We start from the raw sequence: 19,751 nt of genomic DNA, 5'->3' as shown, positions 1-19,751 counted from the left end.
TGTTGATGAGTAAATCCGCGACATTTCTGACTGGTTTAAATAAGCAAGCGCTAGCCTTCACATCCTGATTAACTAATTCTTGGGGATTTAGCTCTGGGGAATAGGGAGGCAAAAAAAATTTCTATCTCTCTTTTAAATTTCTCAACATACTGCATTACTTTCTTGCTGTGATGCATACGATGATTATCTACAATCAAAAAAACTTTTTGTTTTACCTGACGGCGTAACCGCCCCAAAAACTCCATGAATTTCTTACTGTCGCAATTATTCTCAAAGACCATCCAGTTCATAAATCCCTGTGGGCTAATTGCTGCAAGCATATTGACTTTAAAACGACTGCCTGTTTTCTTTATCACAGGTGTTTGGTTCACAAGGCCGTAGGTTCTCCCACGATTGTCGCAAGATTGAAGCCCCATTTCATCTGCCCAGTAAATCCTGGCTCCTTCCTGCATCGCTCTTGCTTTGATTGCGGGATAAGTCTCAGTTAGCCATCGGTTCACTTTATCAGGATCACGTTGATATGCCTGTTTTATTGGCTTTTGTGATGAAAAGCCCAGACGCTTTAGAAAATCTCGCAACCCACGACCTGAATACCTGATTCCAAATGCCTTTTCAATGTAGACGCATATCGCTTTACTGTTCCACAAGGTGTAAGCAAGGCCAATTTCATCCGGAGTTTGATTCAGCAACGTTTTTAATAACGCCTCTATTTGCTCTCCAGATAAAAAGCACCGCTCAGACTCTTTTACACCGCGCTTTTTATAGTGAAAACTGGATTCGCCATTGAGTTTAAATTCACGTACGTATTTGCTTACTGAGGTCAGGCTAAAACCGAATAGCTTCGCTGCTTTCGTCTTTTTTATGCCTTGCTCTACAACTGCGTAAACCACTTTTTTCCGTAATTCTAATAATACTTCTACTGATAATTCCCTGTTACTCATCTTAGACAAATTCATTTAATCAAAAAACAGTAGAATATCACATAAAATCAATAACTTTTAGGCGCCAGGGTAATACGGCTCTATTATGTCATTAGAAATGGCCAATGATTTCTATAATTCACTAATAAGAACTATTCAATGGGAAAATGATGAAGCAATTATCTATGGAAAAAAGATAATTACTAAGAGAAAAGTAGCTTGGTATGCAAACCAACCTTTTTCATATACCTATTCAAAGATAACTAAAACAGCAAAGCCTTGGATTCCTATTCTTGATGAGTTAAAAGCAATTGTAGAAGGAGAAAGTGGCGAAATTATAACTCATGCCTTCTCAATTTATATCATGATGGGAATGAAGGTATGGCTTGGCATAGTGATGCTGAAAGAGATTTAAAGAAAAATGGAGCAATAGGTTCACTTAGTTTTGGGGCGGAACGAAAGTTTTCATTTAAACATAAAAAAACAAAGGAAACGATCTCAAGGGTTCTTCAACACGGTAGTCTGTTGATAATGAAAGGAACAACACAAAGTAATTGGCTTCACCGGCTCCCACCCACAAAAAAGGACTGCATTCCCAGAGTGAACTTAACTTTTCGAACTATTGTTGAAGTCTGAAAGAATTTAAACATTAGATGAAACCTTTAATAATATATAGGGGTAGCGACCCCATTCATGTCAGAATTTACGGTTTGCTATTCTCCATAATGAAGTTTGTTAATTTTACTCCCCTAATATCCACATTTTGCTGTTTTACAACTTTAAATCCTTTGGCTTCAAAAAATGGTTTTGCTGTGATGCTTACTTCAGCAAATACCCTCTTTATGTTCAAGTCATTTGCCTTCTTAAAGATTTCATTCATCAACGAAGTGCCAATACCAGCGCCTTGATATTCATGATGAACGTAGAAGCAATCGATGTGGCCATTCGGTTCAAACTCAGTAAATCCAACTATTTTATTATCCATTAAAGCAACCAATGGTGTAATTGTTTCCCATTTTTTCTTCCAGCCGGTTAATTCTAAAGAGGAAGATGGTGCCCAGGCCTTAACCTGCTCTTCAGAGTAATCTTGAACATTAATATTATGAATAGTGTAATAATAAATATTGACTAACTGTTGTGCATCGTCAGGTATATATTCTCGAATAATAATAGGGGTCATAATAATCTCTATATACTGTCAGCCTGAAGTGTACTCTATTCTAACGTCAGGATAAAACGAAATGTTTGTCAATTTAGAGTTGGTAATATCAAACTTAAGCGTCAAACCGTAAATTCTGACAAAGATGGGGTCGCTACCCCATATATGACGTTTTATCAAGGGGTCGTTTAGCAACTGAATAATCAACTTTTTATCAACGTCTTTCAATTTTCGTTTTTTAATAACTTCCTGGTGCGAATTTATAGTCAAACACCGCCAAGCAACTTTTTACGATCAACCGTTAAGGCTTCCCCTGCTCCTTCGGCTGTCTGCATGTCAATAATAGCCACAGGCACTTTAATGCCCAGCACGCAATACATGACTAAAAAGGTGGTCAGCATAAAGCGAGTTAATGATTCGAGCTTTTTCCCCATCACGTACTGATAACCGACCATACCAACGGATAGAATCATGATAATGTCACACGCCGTACTAAAGGTAGATTCAGTAAGCAAAGTGGCCATACCATCAAGCAGCTCTTTTAAATAAATCCCATTTTGTGGGGTATAGATTAATAATGGGCTCATTGTGCGCCTCCGGTATAGGATTGTCTTAAGATGGGATTAAGGGCATTAAGTGCCTGCTTCACGTTGTTTTGAACCAATTGATTGGTGGTCAGTGCCGCATTAAAACGTGCTCTTGATTCGCTATTAAAATTATCTACAAATTGTTGTGCCACCTGTAGATTTTTAAATAGTTTTTCTTCATGGGCATTTCCTATATCACGCCCTGCAAGGGATGCTCGAATCACTTCAAGTGAGTTTGCAAGATATTGGGCAAGCAAATCCGTTGCTACACTCTGGGCAAGCTCATAACTGCTTTGTATGCCAATATTCTGCTGTGCGCTGGCTGAAATAAGCTGAAATACGGACGGCTGGGTGAGTTCAATTAACCCTTTTTGTTGGGGCGTTAAGGCTGTCCCTGATTTGATATTCTCATAAACTCCCTGCAGGATGGCCTGTACTTGAGATACCAGAGCGTCTTTGCTGCTAATCTCCTGGCTTCCTTTCACATTGATGGCAACACATTTTATAGGCTTGTTCGAATCAGTGCACTTATAGCTGGGTAATTTGCCTCCATAAAGCAAGGCTTTTACAAAATCCTGATTAGTCGCTAAAGAGGGATACGTTTGCATCCCTCCTTTGGCATCAAATACCAGCGTTCCTGAAATTGACATATAGACTTCTGAAATTTCTGTATCTGATTTGATGAATTCATTCAGTTGTAATGCATCCCAAACTACGTTGGTATTCAAAAGAGCCCTGTCTTTATATTCTGAATCGTTTTTTGCCTGTTCTAATCGCTTTTCAATCTCCCCTCCTGTCGAACATTTATGTCGGGCTTCTGCCCAATCGGTGTATACATTACGGTTACGCCCGATGTCCTCACACAAACGCTGATGTGCCGCTCTATTTTTGGGATAAAGCGCTGCAGTCAGATTTTCTCCCATCTCACACGAATTAAAATTAGTTCCATTAATGTCATTTGCCAGCTTTTGCATGTACTGCATGGCATGAGCAATTTCAGGCAGCTCGGTCTCGAGTGCCAGGTTCATTGCATAGCCTGCCCCGTTACTTAAAATGTTCTGCATAAATGAAACAATCTGCTCTGATTTAATAAAGGAAAAACCACCTGCAAAAATATCAATTCCGCCACATCCTGAGCGAAAACCAGGTACATCAACGTGAGCTATCTGAATGGAGCGCACCTGATTTCTGGCATAGACTGAGCCTAATGATGCAAATCCTGCTGCCTGTGATTCATAGGAATGGCTACCTGTGACATTCGCAGAATAACCAAGATTATTAAAAAAATGATTTAAATCGGCACTGGCTGATGCATGAACACCATTTCCTGCAACACAAGTAAAAGACGCAACAACGGCTAGCACAAGAGCTCTAATCATTAAATTTCTCCTCAATGTGTTGCTTTAATTCATGAACTCTTTGTGCCAGCTGATAAGGTGAAGCTTGCCCAAACAAGACAGCGTAGGCTTCCAGGGTATGTCGATTGACTAAAAACAAGGCGGGAACCGTAGGCTTATACCCTCCTGATACATAGAACGTTTGAAAAAGTTCAGGTGTTAATGGTGTGGTATCGAGTCCATCCAGGGATTCTCCATCCAGGCTAAAAGCACGAACCTTAATATGGAATGTTTCTGAAAAATCCTTTAAAACAGGGGAGAATTTTTTACAATGTGGGCAGGTGCTTCGATAAATAAATGCAAAATAATAATTTTGGGATAAATCTTTAGCTTCAGCTGATTCCTTCTGTGCAAAAGCTTTAGGGGCTTGCTTTTTCAATAACAGTGCATTGAGTTCTTCAACTGCGACATTGGCGTGCAATGGATTAATTACAGAAAAAAGCAGTAAAAAAATGATGCGGACAATCATGCTTCAAACCCCTCATAGCTGTATCGTTTGTAATGAGTCGCCACATCCAGCAGACGTTCCTTTAGCTCGGTTGTGGAGACAAAACCGTAGGACAAGGGCGACATGTGTTGTGTTTTTAAATCAACAAGAAACAGTGCTGGCATGTAGCGTGACTGCAAATTCATTGTTTTTTGTATTTCATGAAGAGGTATGTTTTTAGGATTAGGCAGACCTTCAATAGGTTGCCCATCTGTCGTGACTGAAATCATGGAAAAATGGGTCAAATTGACGAATGGCACAAGATGAGTGATGAATTTTTGCGAAATGGAACTGTTCCCTTTGTAAAAAAGGATTAATCCATAACGTTTCGCCCCTTCTTGGACTACCCTCTCCATTAAAAGATTCATTGAATCATTGCGAATGGCCACAGCCGTATTGTCGGTTGGAAAATTTAAGGAATGATCCAGCTCAGGATGAGACAACAGCACCTGTTGCCAGTACTGGACAAATTTCTGATTGTTTTTGGCATACACCTGCTGGGCTTTCATGTACTCATAGGTTGCATCAAATGATGGAGCAATTAATGCCGTTGCGAGCTTATTCATTGTGGCTTTGCGGACTTCCATGAGCTGCTCATAAGGAGTCAGCAAAGGCTTTGATACCTTTGGATTTTGAACAGGTTTCACCTGAGGCTCTTTGTTTTCTGTACTGTACCAATGAAACCCATGAGCGGGTGGACTTACTAAATCAGCCATGACCGGCATGGAAAGTAACATTAAAATAATAGTGAATAATCTCATTTTTGTTCCGCCTTTTTCTGGACTCGCCGTTTGATTTCATCCATGGCTTTTGAAGCGTCGGGGCTATTTAAAACGACATCGCCTACAATTCCTGCTTCTTTTGTTGGCTGTCCCTGGGGAAATGGATACACAGGGTTTAAAAAATCGATGCGTCCCATATCAAGGCTTTGTAATTCATTCACACTGAGCCCCGCACAGCGTGTATGCTCTGCATCTCCTAAAGCGTTGGGATTTAATTGTCTTAAACGTCCTTCGGCCTGGATAATGCGCGCCATTTTGCTGTCAAAGACACAATAGGTGCGTTTGTGCTCCAGACAGGTGCCAAAAATGGGATCTTTCTGGCTGCAAAACTCGCCTACATAATGAGCCAGGTAATTCAATTTGGCTTTGCCTAAAGCCTTATCTTCTTCACGACACAAATCGATATGGAGTTTGTCAGCCCAGCCTTCATTCGAACAACAATCAATAATGTCCCAAACCCAGATTTTGCACTGCACAGGATGGCCTGAAAATAAGGTAGCCTGCGTTTTACCAAACTCAGCGCCAGCAGCCCCTGCAACGGCCATGGGTGCCATGGCCTCTCCAAAACCATCATTCTGAGTTGCTGCATGTTCCGTGCAGTCTCCATCGGCACAAAAGAGATCACGCACACAGGCCACAGGCTGTGGGCAGACTGTCTCATCGCAACGATATACCTGCTCATAGAGCGAGCAGGTATTATTGTTCATTAATGTGCAGCGCGAGCTTGCCTGTAAGCATCCTTTTTCCCGTTGCGTTTTACATTCATCGGCTGCAGCGGATGCACACTGGTATCGTGCATTAAGCTCCCAGCAATCACGGGTGACGGGCAGACCATTAATGACACGGGTTGGATTGGAATCAGTACACTGCTCTTGTGTTTTTTGACATAGGTTGTTTGTCTCAAGAGTGGCGCATTCATTATCCCAGTGCTCTTCTTCCACATAGGATTTGGAATGGGCATTAATCGTCAATGCCACCTGAATTGGGTAATAGCGACTGAACTTATCTGAAATATACAAGGTGATTACGCCTCCATTCTGGCAAGTTGGGAGTCCCACAACATGCACCCAATGAGCAGAACCACCATTATTTAAAATGGAGTGAACCGTGGCTTTCATTTCTTCACAGGGATGATTTAACTTCACAGGATTGGTTAAGTGCCCGCCTGCGCTATTGGTCATGGCGCCCGTTATAAGATTAACCGCAATAAGCCCCGTCCATTTTTTATGAACCCATACCTCAAAATCAGCTCTTTGACTTAAACGCTCGGTATTCACGGTTACTTTACGTTTTTTAAAACACTGCTGCTCGGGCAATTGCCTTGATGTATGACAGATTTCCTCATGCGATTTAATTTGACAAGCCTGTGGTTTTTCATCACATTTGACTCGCTCATTGGATTGTCCATGAGTAATGGCATAACTTTCTTCTTCAATTAATTTAGCGTTTTTAATCGCTTCATTTTTGGTATTGATTTCAAATTGGCGCTGACCAAAATGCTCAGTCACAGTACGTCCACCGGCATCATTGTGTAAGGCATTGGCAGCAAAGGTACTTAAATCGGTTTTTTCAGTTTCAACCCCCTGATAATGAAGCGATTGCGAGGGAGTTTCCGTATAGTCTTTGAAGGTATTCTGGGGCTTAAATTCATTCATGGCGCTCAGTGGTTGATTCCCCAAAGATTTTGCGTATTCTTTTAATTTCTGAAAGTCTTGGGCTGTTGTATTGGCAGCCGAGAAAGTGCAAAAACCAAAAATACAGGCGATGGTCAACAAACTTCTAAACATGGCCTTTCTCCAAAATGGTGGCCGCTAATGTCGCTCCTGCGTCTCCTTTCTGGGCGATGAGCTCGAGTCCTTTTTTAATGCTTGCATTGCCATACACTACATCAAACGGTTGATTGGTGCAGTGCTGCCCTGAACCGCAAGACCTGGAGGGCTCTGTTACTACAAGCGCTGGAACCGTTGTAATGTGGAATTGATTAAACCAGACTGGGTCAATAGAAATTCCCTTAAAGTTCAAATGCTGCTTTTGGGCTTCGCTATTAAGACGTTTAAATGTTTCTATGGTCTGTTTAAAATCACCATCCACTAACCCATTAATGACCACGGGAATATGAAACCGTGCTGCTTCATCGCTCAATGCAAATAAAAGTGAGTCGGGCATGGAAAAGGATACAAATAAAATGGCACCTTCAGCTCCCTGCGGTTTTTGATTGCTTTGTAAACCGTCTGTGCTGCGTTGCATGATTGTATCAATTAATAATTGGTGCTCTGATTGATTCCGTGAGGACGTGCGCTTTAACGTTTCAATTGTCTTATTCGAAATGGTTGATACCTGGTGAACCCCCTCCTCTTGATAATGCCTTAACTCATCATTAGTGTTTGCAAGGCATCCGCCAATCCCAGTTAGAAACAGAATAATGATTTTAATGTAGTGCGCCATGAAAGGCCTCCTTATAAAAAGCAACAATTTCTCTTGCGCCAAATCATGAAACCAAAATTATCCCCATCCCCAGGATAGGTATGTCCGGCTTCCCAGGTAATGACTGAACGGCCAAAGGGCTGGCAGCGTTTTGCATCAGGCAATGTATTGACTAATTGGTAGCGATACCGGCTTTTAGGTAAAATGGAAGAGCGATAGGTGCTACAAAGTGCAGGCCAATCTTTACCAACGGAATCTTTAATTGCTCCAAGGCGATGAAGCTTAAAGTCGGTGCGTTCTGTCAGAAGCGTTGCGGCACTAATGGGACTTGCCTGATTGGCAACAAAACCATTGAGAGGATAGGTGGAACCTTGTGCGCCCATGCACCAGAATAAAGAATCCATGGCCGTCCCTGCCAATGCTTTGGTTGCATCTGCAGCGCAAGATGCACGCACTGGCGGTGTGGTAAATAAAGTGGCCTCAGGATTAAGAACAAAAGCAAACTCAGAGTCATTCCATGTTGGATCAAGTTCACTCAAATACATCACATCGAAATCTTCTGTCTCCATACAGCCGATGGAAGTGAGTACCTGCAGCCAATACATCAGTGGGTATTTGTACCAATGCACGTAATAAAATGCGCCCCGCCCATCGGTATCAGGCATTTGTGAACCACCCAGCCCCTGATCTTTAATGTGTAATTGCACCCCAAGATTCACCATGCAATAAGGCTTTCGTGTCACATCCACTAACGCAAAGGGTTCCCAATAACCTATAGTAACTCCTAAAAGTTGTAATTTGTTTGGGCAGGAGCAGATAGGGTTGCCAGGGTTTTTCGTATCAGGATATTGGCTCTTTACCACTTCGGAGGAGCCAATGGTTAATGGGAACAAACAATCCCAGCAAATGTCGGTTATAGGATTGACAAAATGCCCCTTACATTGTGATGCATGCAGTGAACCTATGAAGAATAAGCCCACAACAATCGAATAGAAGAAACGTTTATTCATCGTTCACTCCAATTTCTTTAACCTGCCAATCAAGACCTTCCTGGCTGACTATGCTTGGGACGTGTTGAAGGTGAAGCCTGGATGAAATGTTGCCGTTCACATCAAAATAAATTCGACCAAAAAGCTTTGCAGCAACTCGCACATCCCCACCAGTCAAAATATACTTAACGTGCTTAAAGTCGGTGTAATGTTTTTTAACCCAGGCAACTTGTCCTGTATCATCTGCATTAAAAAAAATCAGGGTTTTAAGGAAGTGAACACGCTCAAATGGATTGATCCGAGTTCCTGCTTTTGCAATTAAATGTCCATCAGGTGTCCAGATATCATGAGATACAGTCACTGCCGGTGAAATGCGAAACGTCTTAGGCTTGCGAGTCGTGCTCAATGCCAAAGGGGTTGGCCTCATCGCCTGACGTGCAGCTTTCTGCTCTAAATCGCGTTGAACATGCTCTAAATCACCGCTTTGCTGCAATGCATAGAGTTTGTTCATAATGACTTTCCTTATATCCTCTTCATTGACAGGGAATGTCTGACCATAATGACCTATATTTTTTGCATGACTCACAGGTTCTAATAGACAGAAAAAACCTAGAATAAGGAGAAACAACTGTTTGTTAGCGTGCCTCATGTTTTATCCTTGTTATGGTCAAGGCAATAAGCTCATCCGTCACATCCACAGGGGACGGTTTAAAACTCGACAATACGGACGCACTCACAAGGGTTACCTGATGTGACGCCCCATAATCCTTGATGACTTCTGGGAGGGTGCGTGAAAAGCGCTCCATTATTTTTAATTGTTCTTCATGAGTCAGTTTGGAACGAGCAAGCATTACCGAAGGCGCTTCAATGGCACGATTCATGTCAACCACCAAAAGAGGTAAAGACTTAGGCCACATCACCCAAATACCCGCCAGGATTCCAATTAATCCGCCAATTCCTGCAAAGACCCAATGCATGGTTTTGATCTGGTTAAGCCGCATAAGCCCTCCCATAATGCTCCTTTGCCACTTGCGATACGGCATCAAGAAATAACAGTCCCTGTGCCACATAATTAATGACTGCCTGATAATCATCACCATCGGAAGATAAAAGCACGCGAGTAAACGGATCAACAAACAAGCGATGAAAGGAGGAAATACCATTAGCACGCAGCAAGACTTGAGAAAAACCCGCTTCTTTCGCTATTGGGAATGATTTGAGAATAGTCATCTCGTAGTCTGAAAAAGTCTCATGCTTTTTTTGATGTTCTAAAAGCGGTGATTCCTCTTGTAAAAAAACAAGCTTTAATGCGGAATTTTCCCAGGCGGCGCGCGCTTCTGAAAATTCGAAATAATCCTCAATTCCCTGGGTAATCGTGACAAATGATGCTTTATGCCGCCGACCAGTACGAAAGCCTTTGGTAATAAAGTTGACCGCAATTGAATCTCCTGTAAAAAATGACCAGGCTTCATCAATGATGCACATCTTTTGTTTGTTCCTGTCTGAGTTGAACATACGTCTTTGAAACTGGGAAATAACGGACAGAAGAACCGGGGCGCGAATACTTTGATTGTCCTCAATTTCCTTTAAGTCCACTACAATCATACGGGCATCAGGTGATAGTTGAGATGGCTCATTAAAGGCTTTGCCATGCTCTGAGGCAGAACAGTAACGCTGGAGGTTCTTAGACAAAATACGCGCTGTAGGATAGGTTTCGCGGTCGTGCTCGTACAACGATAATAAGACTCCTGCAACCTCATCAATGCGTGTTTGATTCTGAGTTGCTCCAAAAGCAGTTAAAATAGCTTCTCTTAAAGTGCCTCGGTCGTCATCTGTAGCACCGCTAGTAGGGCAGGTTAATAATTCAAACAAGGCAATAATGTCATCAATCTCTCGTAAAATGTCCGTTACATGGGTAAAGGGATTCATCGCCAAATTGCTGTACTCAAGATAAGTCCCACCGAGCGCCTCACACAGTTTTCTATAGCTCCCACCTACATCAATAATGAAAATATCTCCGCCATTAAACAGGATATTGAGCATCAGCATCTGAATAAAAAAGCTTTTTCCACCGCCCGAGGTTCCGGTGACAGCCATGTTGTAATTGCTGCCAAATACACCAGAGAAAGGATCGATGCAGGCAAATTGATCGCGCATGGTAGGCAACAAGATACCCTTACCTACTCCGCGCCAGTCAGAAAGAATGGGCATGTATTGAGTTGCATTCCATGAAGAAATTGGCCACATCATTGTGGGAAGAGAAAAATCCTTAACCAGATTTCCTGTGAAAAAAAACGGCATCGAGACTAAAAAATAGGGACATTGCATGCGTTTACACAATGCCAGTTTAATGTCATTAAACGCAAATACTGTGCGAGCAGCTTCTACATCACGCTCTTTCTCATGAGGTCTTGAAAAAAGAACCACGTTATAAAGCATCTTTACAGAGCGAGTCTTTTGTGAGGATAAATCATCACGAAAGGTACGCCATACCCGTGCCTGCTCCTCTGTTCCCGCCACATTTAATGCGTAATCACTTTTAGATTTTTTATCCAAATCACGGGTTTTACGATTCGCCCTACCCTGAGCGCGTCCTTGCTCTTCGACCAGATAGATGACCGAGATGATGTGATTGCAGGATATTCTTTTATCAGGATGAAAAATATTGCTGGTATTATTAATGTTCTCCCATAAACAATACTGGCGAGGCAGGCGATCAATGGTCAGAACAGATACGGCTGTTTCATAAGCACGCCCAGATTCATTAACCCCTTTAATCACTACTTCATTATTTTTAAATTCAATATCAAAGTCATGAGACAGTGCCTGCTCTTTGAGTAACTTGGTTTTATCATAAATTACAGGGCGTGGAGTAATGACATCAGGACAATTATCCAGATAAAAATGAAGCAAATGCAAAAAATCGGTTGCATCCGCTTGCTTGAATCCAATTTTTGCAGCACTTAAGGATGCTTCAAACGAAACGCGAAACTGGCCAAAACAGGCTGTTAAATTACTCTCGGATTCTTTTTTGATTTTATCAATAACGATATAGCAATCTGTATGCGTTAATCGCGGTGCAAGCATCGTGTTGGTTTTAAAACCATGGATGGCGGCTTTTTGATAAAAGGCCTTAAGGTTATCTCCTAACAGGCTTAAATTTTCAAATTCGCTTTTTGCAAACTGAGAAGTAAACGCTTCAATATCATTCCCAACTTGATTGTGTTTGACGCAAATCAACTGTAAGGTGAACTCATGCGACACTTTAGATTGAAGCAGCGTATCCAGTTGTTCCGCTATGTGTTCATTCGCACCTGTTAAAGGAATAATGCGATAAATTAATCCTGCGTTGTATTCGTTAAAAAATAGCTTCGATTCCTCATCAAAATATTGATAAGGCAGTATTTTTTCAGTAAACGAAGGATATTGATGTGTCTTGAGGTCAAAATCGGATTCATTGCCCGTTAGCCCTTTGTCATTCCAGGTCTCCTTTAGCAACTCATAAGTATCTTGGACCCATTCTATAGCGTTTGTAAACATGGCTTCTCTCCTGTGAACTGGTCAGCGCCTACTTATAACCTGAATAAAGAACCTGGCTTTTTGCCTGCTGCACGAATTGACCATCGGGTGTGTAGCGTTTTTCCTGTACCATGCGATTCACCATCTCCATGCTTTGACAACCACCCCTGTCAGCAAAGGGGCATCTGGCATCCTCGTTGTCCAGGATGGATTTGGAGCAGGCAGATAACTGCGACACTAAGAAAAGGGTACTCAATAAAAATAGAGGTTTAATCATGAAGTGGCTCCTCATTTTGTACGGTTGAAAATAATGGAGTAATGGGTTGTCCTGGTTGATTTAATAGTGGATTCTCAACAGGATTAACGGTTTGAACCATGGGCTCTTGATTATTGGACTGCATCAATGAAGCGCCATTCACTGGGTGTGTATTTAATTCATAGGCACGGCTTACAGTGGTTGTAACCCCAGACTCGTTTTGGGCACGTCCTTCATTGATGGCTCGTCCTGACTCATACACCTGATGTTCTTTGTCTATCCAAAAGCCTTTAGTAAATAAAACTGAAACACGACGACCCGCACGTGCCACAACCAGTGGATGGTAAATATCGGCAATGCGCATTACATAATCTGAAATACGATTGGCAGGATTACTAAGCGCACCACCAGCAGCCGATTGAGCAAGGGTTGATGCCTGTCCATAGGTCGTAATGGTGCCAGCCCCTGGATTGATTGTTTGAGCGGTATTTAAATTCTTTAAACCATCACCAAATCCTGCCAGCATGCCTGCCGCTGCCGAATAAGTTAACAGAGGTTTTGTTTTTAAAATGGAAGTCCCGCGTAAATCCTGCATGGCATCCAAATCAAATACAGAGCCGTAGGCCTTTTGTTCAAAATTGATATTGTTTCCTGCGCAAGACAGTGTTTCTAAATGCATCACCACGGAGCTTCCTGATAAATCACCATAAGTGGATACCAGTGCGACACAGTCTTCCAGATGAGAATGCTGGTTGTTAGGCATGATTCCTCCGCTGGTAAGGCGGATTAAAGCAGTTCCCATATTTTTTGAGCCGTTTATTCCTGCATCACCTAAAACCCCAGTCAGCAACACCCCTTCAACAAAGGTTCCCGCCCAAACGTAATTTTTAGCGGTTCGTACTTCCTTGTTTCTTTTGTTCCGGTTGTTAAATTGCACTGTTTCCAGTCCTGATTTTGCCAGCAGTTCGCGCTCTGCCTGATGCTTTTTCTTTTGCTGTGCTTCCATTTCTTCACGAGTTGGCGGCCTTACGGTGACCAGGCTTGCCTGACGGGTAGAAACCAGTGCAACCTGTAATTGTTCGTTCATTTTTTTATTTTCTTCTTCAAGGTGTGCAAGCTGCTCTTTCATGGCCTGGATCAAGGCTTTTGTTTCCGAATTTTCTGTATTCACAGGTGCTGCTTCCTGCTGTTTTTTATGATGTTCTGCCACTAACTCTTTTAAAGAATCAATTTGTTGCTGCTGTTGCAGAAGGAGTGCTTCGTCACTGCCCTGGTTAAAAGTACTTTCAAAAATACTCTCGAACGAAGCTTCTTCCGGGTGGATTGGCTTTTTTTTCTCAGCCGATGAGTAACAATAAAATCCATAGGACGCGCCACCCACCAGTAATAGAATGGCTGCATGCTTCAATTGTTCCTTTTTAGCGAGCTTATTGGCGTTTTGAGGCTTTAGCGTCAACCATTGTTTTATTTTTTTAAACATTACCTACTCTCCTTCCAACTCATTTTAAGCCGCTCCTGGTTTATCCCTGATTGCTGTATAACCCGTATAAATAAGCGATTTTTTTAGGTGGGAGTGCCTCATCACTTAATGACAGGGACTCTGCATCCTTATGGGCAAATAAGGCTGTTGTAAGCGCTAGTTCATGATTTGATGTATTTTCTAACCGATAGACATAGCCCGTGAAACGCTTACCCTGATATTGCTTTTCAAGAGTTACCTTAATGTTTTTTTTAATGTAAAAAGGACTTGGAATAACCCGTTTCTCATTAAATTCTTTGGGAGTCTCCCCTGCTTTCATGGCAGCGATTGCCTCATCTACTTCGCTGGCATCAGGGGTATCCAGTTTCACAAATTTCAATTTTGTTTGAGCGCGAGGCACAAGTCTTAAGGTTTTTCCAACCGATTCATCAGGTGTCAAGGTAAGTGATACGTGATGTCCTTTATCTGTAGTTAGGAACAGGGTAATGGGAACTTGAAAATTGGGCTTTATATACACCGAAGAATCCGTGCTTTCGGGATTATCCATCTCACTTTTATCTACTGTAATAGCATGCTCTGGGTAACTTAATTTAGTGATCGATTCCCCTTCAACAAACACACGATTAAAGTTAATACTCGATAAGGTCAGATTAAACTGCTCTCCTTCTTCAAAAGCGATGATCGAAGGAGCTGTGCTTGCACCAACAATTCCTGAGCACAAACAACTTATAAGAAAAATGGTTTTTTTAGCTTTATCATAAATTGAGTTAGTCATGGTGTATCTCCTGAATGGACACAAGATTTAAAAGGCCTGATTGATGTGAAAACTGAACTCGATACATTTTGTGTTGTGGCTTTAATTGAAGTCCATGGCTTGTGCGATACAACTGCCCTTCGATTTGACCTTGGTTTTTAGTGACATCCACCGATACTTTTTCAGCGTAAAATACTGAGCTTACGTTTTTGTCATGTACTGTTTTTCGCTCGGCATCCAATAGTTTGGAAAACGATTCCTGGTATTTCGCTGGAATCAGATGAGACAGCATGGTGTAGCGTGCATCAATGGTTTCAGGGTTGTAGGTCAGGCGTAAGTCGGCTGCTTTCTGCGTCATTTCTTTCAGGTACTCGGGTGAATAGCCTTTATCACCAATGCTAAACTCAGAACCAGTGCACACTGGAAGCCAGTGAACCTGCTTATGCAGTAAGGTATAAAAATTTAAGGCACAAAGAACAATAACTGCAAACGTACTCGATAGCGCCCAAATCAGCGTCAGCTTGAATAACAGTCTGTTTTTTGCAATCGCATTATCACGAAATGAAGTATCCATTAAATCACCTGATATAAATTCGGTTGGCAGAATCGGGCAAAGCTCGAAATAAAAGGGACGTTAACCGGTGAGGCAGCGACCAGTATACGATGGCAAACAGACTCCGAAGAGGCAGTCCGCCATACTTGATATGCATCGCAACGCTTAGGGCTGCGCCTATCATAAAAAGCTGATAGGCAAGTCCTGTTAAAAGCCCAATTCCCGTGAGTAAAAAAATGGGCAGGCCTGTGGTAACAGGAATACCCGCAATTTTGGGCTCATCAGAGAGCATAAAGGTTTGGTAATTGCGAGCCATTATTTCAATGCCCAGTGAGTAAACACCATCAATACCGGAACACCCGCAAGGACTGCGATATTTTTGGTTTTGATGTAGGCATAAGCCCCTGCAAGCCCTTCTGCTAACAAAAGAAAATAAGGGAGATCTGAATCCGCTCCAAAGGTTGCCTTTACTTCCTCTTTTAATCCAGAAAGCCGATTCTCAGCAGCGAAACAAGAGTCAGGCATCAAACACAACAGTGCCAAACCAATCATTAAAAAAGGGAGCAGCTGCCTGGCATACAGATATCCTTTAATGCTCAAATCGTTCATTGCTGTTCTATAGTTCATCACATTCTCCTTTTTTGGTTAAAAAAATCCCCTGAGCCCCAATTTGTGCTCATTTTTTATTCTTTTTATTTAATGAATCGTGTTTTTGTGGTTTTATAAAGAGCGTTTATCCATTCATGGTTACTCCTTTATCGAGCATGCTTTGACTTAATAGGTGGTTGTTCTTTTTAAGTTCAACTAAAATTTGTGTCAGTAGGTGATTTGCAGAATCCAGTTTTTTGAACAAAGCCACATACTCAACTGCTTTGGCTACGTCAGGAACCTCCTTATCCATTGATAGCAAAAGCGTAAAAAGCGCTCCACCGGAAAGAATGTGTTTAAAATATTCGACATCCTGTTCATCATTTTCAGTTGAAACGGCAGTCAGATTCTGATTAATCTTAAAGTTGTTTTCAGGCAGTGTTGTGGGCTCTGCGTGAATAACTCCAGTCACAACGATGAGAGTCATCGACAGCATGAGTGTTTTAATCGGGTTCATTAAGAGCTCCTTTTATTTTTGTTATGAACTTAAGCCTTTAAACTTAGTCCGATGTTTGGTCTGTTTCTGGCATGTCGATGTTCTCAAGTTCACTTTTCATCACAATGACTCGTGCAAGATAGGGTTTTACCTTCGGTGATAAATGTGTACAGTAGCTTCTTACATTGCTGATTGCTTTTAATTCATTGTATCCATAAGCCATAGAAACAACTGCTCTGTCTTTTTTATGATGCTGCAATTGCGCTCCTGCTGATTCCAGGTAGGCTGCAGCAATTGCGACATCTCCAGAACATAAATCGGAGTTGTTTTCTTCGGCAATCTGGTTTAGTTGATAAGACGTCTCAAAAATTCGTCTTTCTAAATCGTAGTGATTCGAACTGGTTGCAACAGCACAGGGTGAACCCAGTGCGGTGATGATAAGTCCTGCTATTACATTGATTCTCATTACTATTCCCTCTTTAACTAATTATTGTTTTTTTAAATCCTATGCGCTTTTTTTCATGAAGCTCTAATCAGGCTGCATCAAAAAATGCCCGCTAATGTTTTTACCAGACCTTGTTCCAGTGCTGGTCTTGCCTCTGCAAAACTCAGATTGACTTTATCGGCATTGGATACCACCCGCGTTCTATAGCGTTGGTAATCACTGTGTTTGCTCAATGTCTGGGTGGTTCCAGATGCAGTGCCATTTTGAAGGTTGGAATTAAACTGTTCATGAACGGCACCCTTTCCAACGCGCTCAGAAATTTGTACATCGGTAATCATCGTGTAATTCACTGCCTTGACTAGAGAATCTGCAGCCAAACCAATAATTCCTCCACCAATACCTGCACCAATCATGGTGCTTGAATGACCGCTTAATGCACCCAGTGCAGTTCCTGTTGCAGCCCCCGCCAATGCACTGCCATACCCGCCACCTAGCGCAGACTGACTTGCAGACACGCTCATTTTTCCAACCTTTAAAATATTGGCTTGTAGCAGGTAATGGGCTTTGGATGGATTTCCAACCACTTTATAGCCATGTTCTTCTAATGCCTGCTTTAGTGACTTATCAATGGATAATGACTCTTGAGAAGTATTCTTAATTGTGATGTAAATCGTTTTTTGACTTTGAGCCACAGGATCAAGAAAAATCGTTTGGCTGAGTTTTGTATCTGTTTCTAAGTTACGATGTTCAATTACTGTTGATGTAGCAGCACAGCTCACCAACAGGGCAAAAGATCCAGTTAAAGCTAAAGTGGTAATTGCCTTTTGTATCTGGTTAATGCATGGTTTCATTTTATTCCCTTAACTCGTTAGTATGATGATTTGATTGGTTAATGAGTCTGTACGCCACGCTCTTCCTTCCACTTACCAGGCTTATTTAAAAACAGAGATTGTTCATTTTTAATTTTTTGATGTATTTCCTGACGATGAATAATTACATCTTGTGGTGCATCGAACCCTAAGCGGACTTGATTCCCTTTAACACCGAGCACGGTGATATAAATGTCATCATTGATTAGTACGGTTTCGCCTATTCTACGTGTAAGTATTAACATGCTGTGTTCCTTTTATTGGTTAGTGAATTGAATATTCTTTTTTTTGTGAATCAATTTCGAATCGAAGCGCTTCGCATGCCAATCGTGCCTCCATCGCAATGTGCCAGAAATCGCATTCAGGGATTTCCTGATAGGCCAGAGCCAATGACTCGGAGCAGGCGTTTAAAAGACAGTACAGCTCTTCCTTTGTAAACAGTTTTAAACATGGAATTTGTTTCATCATGCAACTCCCAATAACTGGCGAATTTTCGCAAGGTGTGTTGTTGCAATGTCCTTTGATTGAGGCAAAGCGCACAAGACCTTCTCTTTAATTTCCGGGATCTGGTGTCCTTGTCTCATTAAATGACATACCTGTTCATAGGCTTCTTTAAATACTGCAAAAGAATGGCCTTCATTATCAATTTCCAGAAATTTAAGCCCCAGTCTTTTAGCAGTAAATTTAACCACTGCATGACTCCAGTTTGGGTTCGTTGAATAAGCGCTGTTTAATACCTCCCTATGCGCCTGGGCAGCAGAAGGCAGTCGCAAATCACTATAAAAGCCAAGACACAAAGCTCGAAACTGCAGGCAATTGGGTGGAAATTCACAAAACTTGTCGCCTTTATTCAAAGCCATTAATCGTTCCACACCACTGTCTAATGCTTTTGGAGTTAAATCTTTAAGTGCGGCAAACCAAACTCCCGTATCTTTCACTCCATGCTTACTGATAAAAAGTTGCCCGTATATTGCGGTCAGCTTCATCCAGAGGCTGGACAAGTGTTCCTTCGATAAATGCACCGGAGTTGAGTTCACTGTCCTGGGTGTCCCAGAGTGAGTCGATTGAAATGCCATGATGTTCGCTGACTCGTTCAAGTGCTGTTTGGTTAAGAGTGCTTTGATTGGTACCACGCTCATTGTGATGACTCCTTAATTGTCCTTGTGCCTTTTGTTGTTTGTTTTGGGTATATTGGGAATCTCTTTCCAACCAGTTAATGAATACTGGATTAAAATCAGCCCATTGAGTGTTGTGTTTTTTGTTATGTTTTATGAATGCCTGAATTTCTTTTAAATCGGTGACTTTGGTGAGTCCCATGGAAAATGCCATTTCGATGGTTTTTGGGTTTGGATAAAAGTCGTCATGAATTTGTTTTTTGCTGCAACAAAAATCATTATTCGCAGTTTGAGTTTGTTTGTTTGAGTTAGTTATATTAAATATTTTAATATTCTTTGCAGGACTTTTGAGTGTGTTAGCTTCTCTGTTAACTTCTATGTTAGATTGTACCTCCAACTTTCCTTCTATATCAGAATCCATAAGGGATTTAGGTGAATTAAGATCTGTGTTAACTTCTTTCTTTCTAATCAATTGATTATAGATCTGAGGAGCCTCAGGGAACATAAATTTTAAATTTTGCCCTTCAGTTATAACTTTAAAGTATTCACCACACTCATGTTCTATAGACTTTATGAAATTTCTGATGGTTTGCTTGGATGGAATACCACTGTTGATTCGACCTGGAGCGGATTTAATCTCCAAGGCTTTTGATAGATCACGATAACTAATATCAGATACAATGCCTGTAAGAGGATTTGCAAGATTTAATAGCTCATAAATAATTAATCTAGGACCATAGGGCAATAATTGAAACTTTTTTTCTATTTGTTTCCTAGCATTAATGTATAACTCAACATCCAACTTCATCAACAAGTCCTTTTATTTACATAATTTATTTAGATAAGAGTATCAGTTTATGGTAAAAATTACAATGATATTTTTACCATAAAGGTAAATTTATAATGCTTTATCACACCTAGAATGCTATAA

At 41.4% G+C, this 19,751-nt stretch carries 27 protein-coding genes; 2 read left to right on the top strand and 25 right to left on the bottom strand.

The annotated features are described in order from the left end of the window. Positions 1–68: 68 nt before the first annotated feature. On the bottom strand, positions 69–941 hold the full coding sequence (locus IZU94_RS01955; RefSeq protein ID WP_203107487.1) for an IS630 family transposase: 873 nt from the start codon (positions 939–941) through the stop codon (positions 69–71). Between the two features lie 85 nt (positions 942–1,026). On the opposite strand from IZU94_RS01955, the gene IZU94_RS01950 reads away from it, so the two are divergent. Together IZU94_RS01950 and IZU94_RS18405 are read left to right on the top strand one after the other, a co-directional pair. Further along, on the top strand, positions 1,027–1,335 hold the full coding sequence (locus IZU94_RS01950; protein WP_203107485.1) for an alpha-ketoglutarate-dependent dioxygenase AlkB family protein: 309 nt from the start codon (positions 1,027–1,029) through the stop codon (positions 1,333–1,335). After that, on the top strand, positions 1,302–1,556 hold the full coding sequence (locus tag IZU94_RS18405) for an alpha-ketoglutarate-dependent dioxygenase AlkB (RefSeq protein ID WP_369410900.1): 255 nt from the start codon (positions 1,302–1,304) through the stop codon (positions 1,554–1,556). Before IZU94_RS01950 ends, IZU94_RS18405 begins: the two co-directional genes overlap by 34 nt. A gap of 67 nt (positions 1,557–1,623) precedes the next feature. On the opposite strand, the gene IZU94_RS01940 is transcribed toward IZU94_RS18405, so the two are convergent. From IZU94_RS01940 to IZU94_RS01825, 24 genes are all read right to left on the bottom strand, one after another. Then, on the bottom strand, positions 1,624–2,100 hold the full coding sequence (locus IZU94_RS01940; protein WP_203107483.1) for a GNAT family N-acetyltransferase: 477 nt from the start codon (positions 2,098–2,100) through the stop codon (positions 1,624–1,626). A gap of 245 nt (positions 2,101–2,345) precedes the next feature. Next, positions 2,346–2,666: a conjugal transfer protein TraG N-terminal domain-containing protein gene (locus tag IZU94_RS01935; RefSeq protein ID WP_238400668.1), complete on the bottom strand. Its 321-nt coding sequence runs from the start codon at positions 2,664–2,666 to the stop codon at positions 2,346–2,348. After that, entirely contained in the window at positions 2,663–4,045 is a 1,383-nt protein-coding gene (locus IZU94_RS01930) for a conjugal transfer protein TraH (RefSeq protein ID WP_058468990.1), read from the bottom strand. The genes IZU94_RS01935 and IZU94_RS01930 overlap by 4 nt, the downstream gene beginning before the upstream one ends. After that, positions 4,038–4,532 (bottom strand): type-F conjugative transfer system pilin assembly thiol-disulfide isomerase TrbB, encoded by a 495-nt coding sequence (gene trbB / locus IZU94_RS01925; RefSeq protein ID WP_058468991.1) that lies wholly within the window; start codon positions 4,530–4,532, stop codon positions 4,038–4,040. The genes IZU94_RS01930 and trbB overlap by 8 nt, the downstream gene beginning before the upstream one ends. Next, on the bottom strand, positions 4,529–5,311 hold the full coding sequence (gene traF / locus IZU94_RS01920; protein WP_058453002.1) for a type-F conjugative transfer system pilin assembly protein TraF: 783 nt from the start codon (positions 5,309–5,311) through the stop codon (positions 4,529–4,531). The genes trbB and traF overlap by 4 nt, the downstream gene beginning before the upstream one ends. Further along, positions 5,308–7,119, bottom strand: coding sequence for a type-F conjugative transfer system mating-pair stabilization protein TraN (traN, locus tag IZU94_RS01915; protein WP_203107481.1), 1,812 nt, complete (start codon positions 7,117–7,119; stop codon positions 5,308–5,310). Before traN ends, traF begins: the two co-directional genes overlap by 4 nt. Next, positions 7,112–7,777, bottom strand: a complete 666-nt coding sequence (trbC, locus tag IZU94_RS01910) for a type-F conjugative transfer system pilin assembly protein TrbC (RefSeq protein WP_238400545.1) — start codon at positions 7,775–7,777, stop codon at positions 7,112–7,114. Before trbC ends, traN begins: the two co-directional genes overlap by 8 nt. An 11-nt stretch (positions 7,778–7,788) precedes the next feature. Further along, positions 7,789–8,766 carry a conjugal transfer pilus assembly protein TraU gene (traU, locus tag IZU94_RS01905; protein ID WP_058464708.1) on the bottom strand — a complete coding sequence of 326 codons (978 nt, stop codon included), beginning with the start codon at positions 8,764–8,766 and terminating at the stop codon, positions 7,789–7,791. Then, positions 8,759–9,394 (bottom strand): type-F conjugative transfer system protein TraW, encoded by a 636-nt coding sequence (gene traW, locus IZU94_RS01900; RefSeq protein WP_058468994.1) that lies wholly within the window; start codon positions 9,392–9,394, stop codon positions 8,759–8,761. Before traW ends, traU begins: the two co-directional genes overlap by 8 nt. Beyond that, a complete protein-coding gene (locus IZU94_RS01895; RefSeq protein ID WP_082647084.1) occupies positions 9,381–9,746 on the bottom strand; it encodes a TrbI F-type domain-containing protein in 366 nt (121 codons plus the stop codon). The genes traW and IZU94_RS01895 overlap by 14 nt, the downstream gene beginning before the upstream one ends. Then, the gene (gene traC / locus IZU94_RS01890; RefSeq protein WP_203107479.1) at positions 9,736–12,285 is read right to left on the bottom strand and encodes a type IV secretion system protein TraC; all 2,550 of its coding nucleotides are present in this window, start codon (positions 12,283–12,285) and stop codon (positions 9,736–9,738) included. The genes IZU94_RS01895 and traC overlap by 11 nt, the downstream gene beginning before the upstream one ends. A 28-nt stretch (positions 12,286–12,313) precedes the next feature. After that, complete coding sequence (locus tag IZU94_RS01885) at positions 12,314–12,541, bottom strand: hypothetical protein (RefSeq protein WP_021460420.1); 228 nt, start codon at positions 12,539–12,541, stop codon at positions 12,314–12,316. Further along, positions 12,534–14,000 (bottom strand): TraB/VirB10 family protein, encoded by a 1,467-nt coding sequence (locus IZU94_RS01880; protein WP_203107476.1) that lies wholly within the window; start codon positions 13,998–14,000, stop codon positions 12,534–12,536. Before IZU94_RS01880 ends, IZU94_RS01885 begins: the two co-directional genes overlap by 8 nt. A gap of 40 nt (positions 14,001–14,040) precedes the next feature. Next, positions 14,041–14,775, bottom strand: a complete 735-nt coding sequence (gene traK / locus IZU94_RS01875; RefSeq protein ID WP_021460418.1) for a type-F conjugative transfer system secretin TraK — start codon at positions 14,773–14,775, stop codon at positions 14,041–14,043. Further along, on the bottom strand, positions 14,768–15,328 hold the full coding sequence (locus IZU94_RS01870) for a TraE/TraK family type IV conjugative transfer system protein (RefSeq protein WP_021460417.1): 561 nt from the start codon (positions 15,326–15,328) through the stop codon (positions 14,768–14,770). The genes traK and IZU94_RS01870 overlap by 8 nt, the downstream gene beginning before the upstream one ends. A 4-nt stretch (positions 15,329–15,332) precedes the next feature. Beyond that, positions 15,333–15,623, bottom strand: a complete 291-nt coding sequence (gene traL, locus IZU94_RS01865; protein ID WP_021460416.1) for a type IV conjugative transfer system protein TraL — start codon at positions 15,621–15,623, stop codon at positions 15,333–15,335. Further along, positions 15,623–15,934 carry a type IV conjugative transfer system pilin TraA gene (locus tag IZU94_RS01860; protein WP_014845152.1) on the bottom strand — a complete coding sequence of 104 codons (312 nt, stop codon included), beginning with the start codon at positions 15,932–15,934 and terminating at the stop codon, positions 15,623–15,625. The genes traL and IZU94_RS01860 overlap by 1 nt, the downstream gene beginning before the upstream one ends. Positions 15,935–16,040: 106 nt before the next feature. Then, positions 16,041–16,412, bottom strand: coding sequence for a hypothetical protein (locus IZU94_RS01855; RefSeq protein ID WP_021460415.1), 372 nt, complete (start codon positions 16,410–16,412; stop codon positions 16,041–16,043). A gap of 43 nt (positions 16,413–16,455) precedes the next feature. After that, positions 16,456–16,857, bottom strand: a complete 402-nt coding sequence (locus tag IZU94_RS01850) for a hypothetical protein (RefSeq protein ID WP_021460414.1) — start codon at positions 16,855–16,857, stop codon at positions 16,456–16,458. Positions 16,858–16,934: 77 nt separating this feature from the next. Then, positions 16,935–17,687, bottom strand: a complete 753-nt coding sequence (locus IZU94_RS01845; RefSeq protein ID WP_021460413.1) for a complement resistance protein TraT — start codon at positions 17,685–17,687, stop codon at positions 16,935–16,937. Positions 17,688–17,725: 38 nt separating this feature from the next. After that, positions 17,726–17,950: a carbon storage regulator CsrA gene (gene csrA, locus IZU94_RS01840; RefSeq protein ID WP_042238390.1), complete on the bottom strand. Its 225-nt coding sequence runs from the start codon at positions 17,948–17,950 to the stop codon at positions 17,726–17,728. A 19-nt stretch (positions 17,951–17,969) separates the two neighbouring features. Further along, positions 17,970–18,173 (bottom strand): hypothetical protein, encoded by a 204-nt coding sequence (locus IZU94_RS01835; protein WP_014845157.1) that lies wholly within the window; start codon positions 18,171–18,173, stop codon positions 17,970–17,972. Then, positions 18,170–18,643, bottom strand: coding sequence for a hypothetical protein (locus IZU94_RS01830; RefSeq protein ID WP_237758679.1), 474 nt, complete (start codon positions 18,641–18,643; stop codon positions 18,170–18,172). The genes IZU94_RS01835 and IZU94_RS01830 overlap by 4 nt, the downstream gene beginning before the upstream one ends. A 7-nt stretch (positions 18,644–18,650) precedes the next feature. Next, the gene (locus IZU94_RS01825; protein ID WP_021582609.1) at positions 18,651–19,628 is read right to left on the bottom strand and encodes a hypothetical protein; all 978 of its coding nucleotides are present in this window, start codon (positions 19,626–19,628) and stop codon (positions 18,651–18,653) included. Between the last annotated feature and the right edge of the window lie 123 nt (positions 19,629–19,751).

Origin of the sequence: Legionella bononiensis (assembly GCF_016786215.1) — a bacterium.
GTDB lineage: Bacteria > Pseudomonadota > Gammaproteobacteria > Legionellales > Legionellaceae > Legionella > Legionella bononiensis.
Note: the sequence above shows the minus strand (reverse complement) of the source record. Positions and strands in the feature narration are given on the sequence as shown.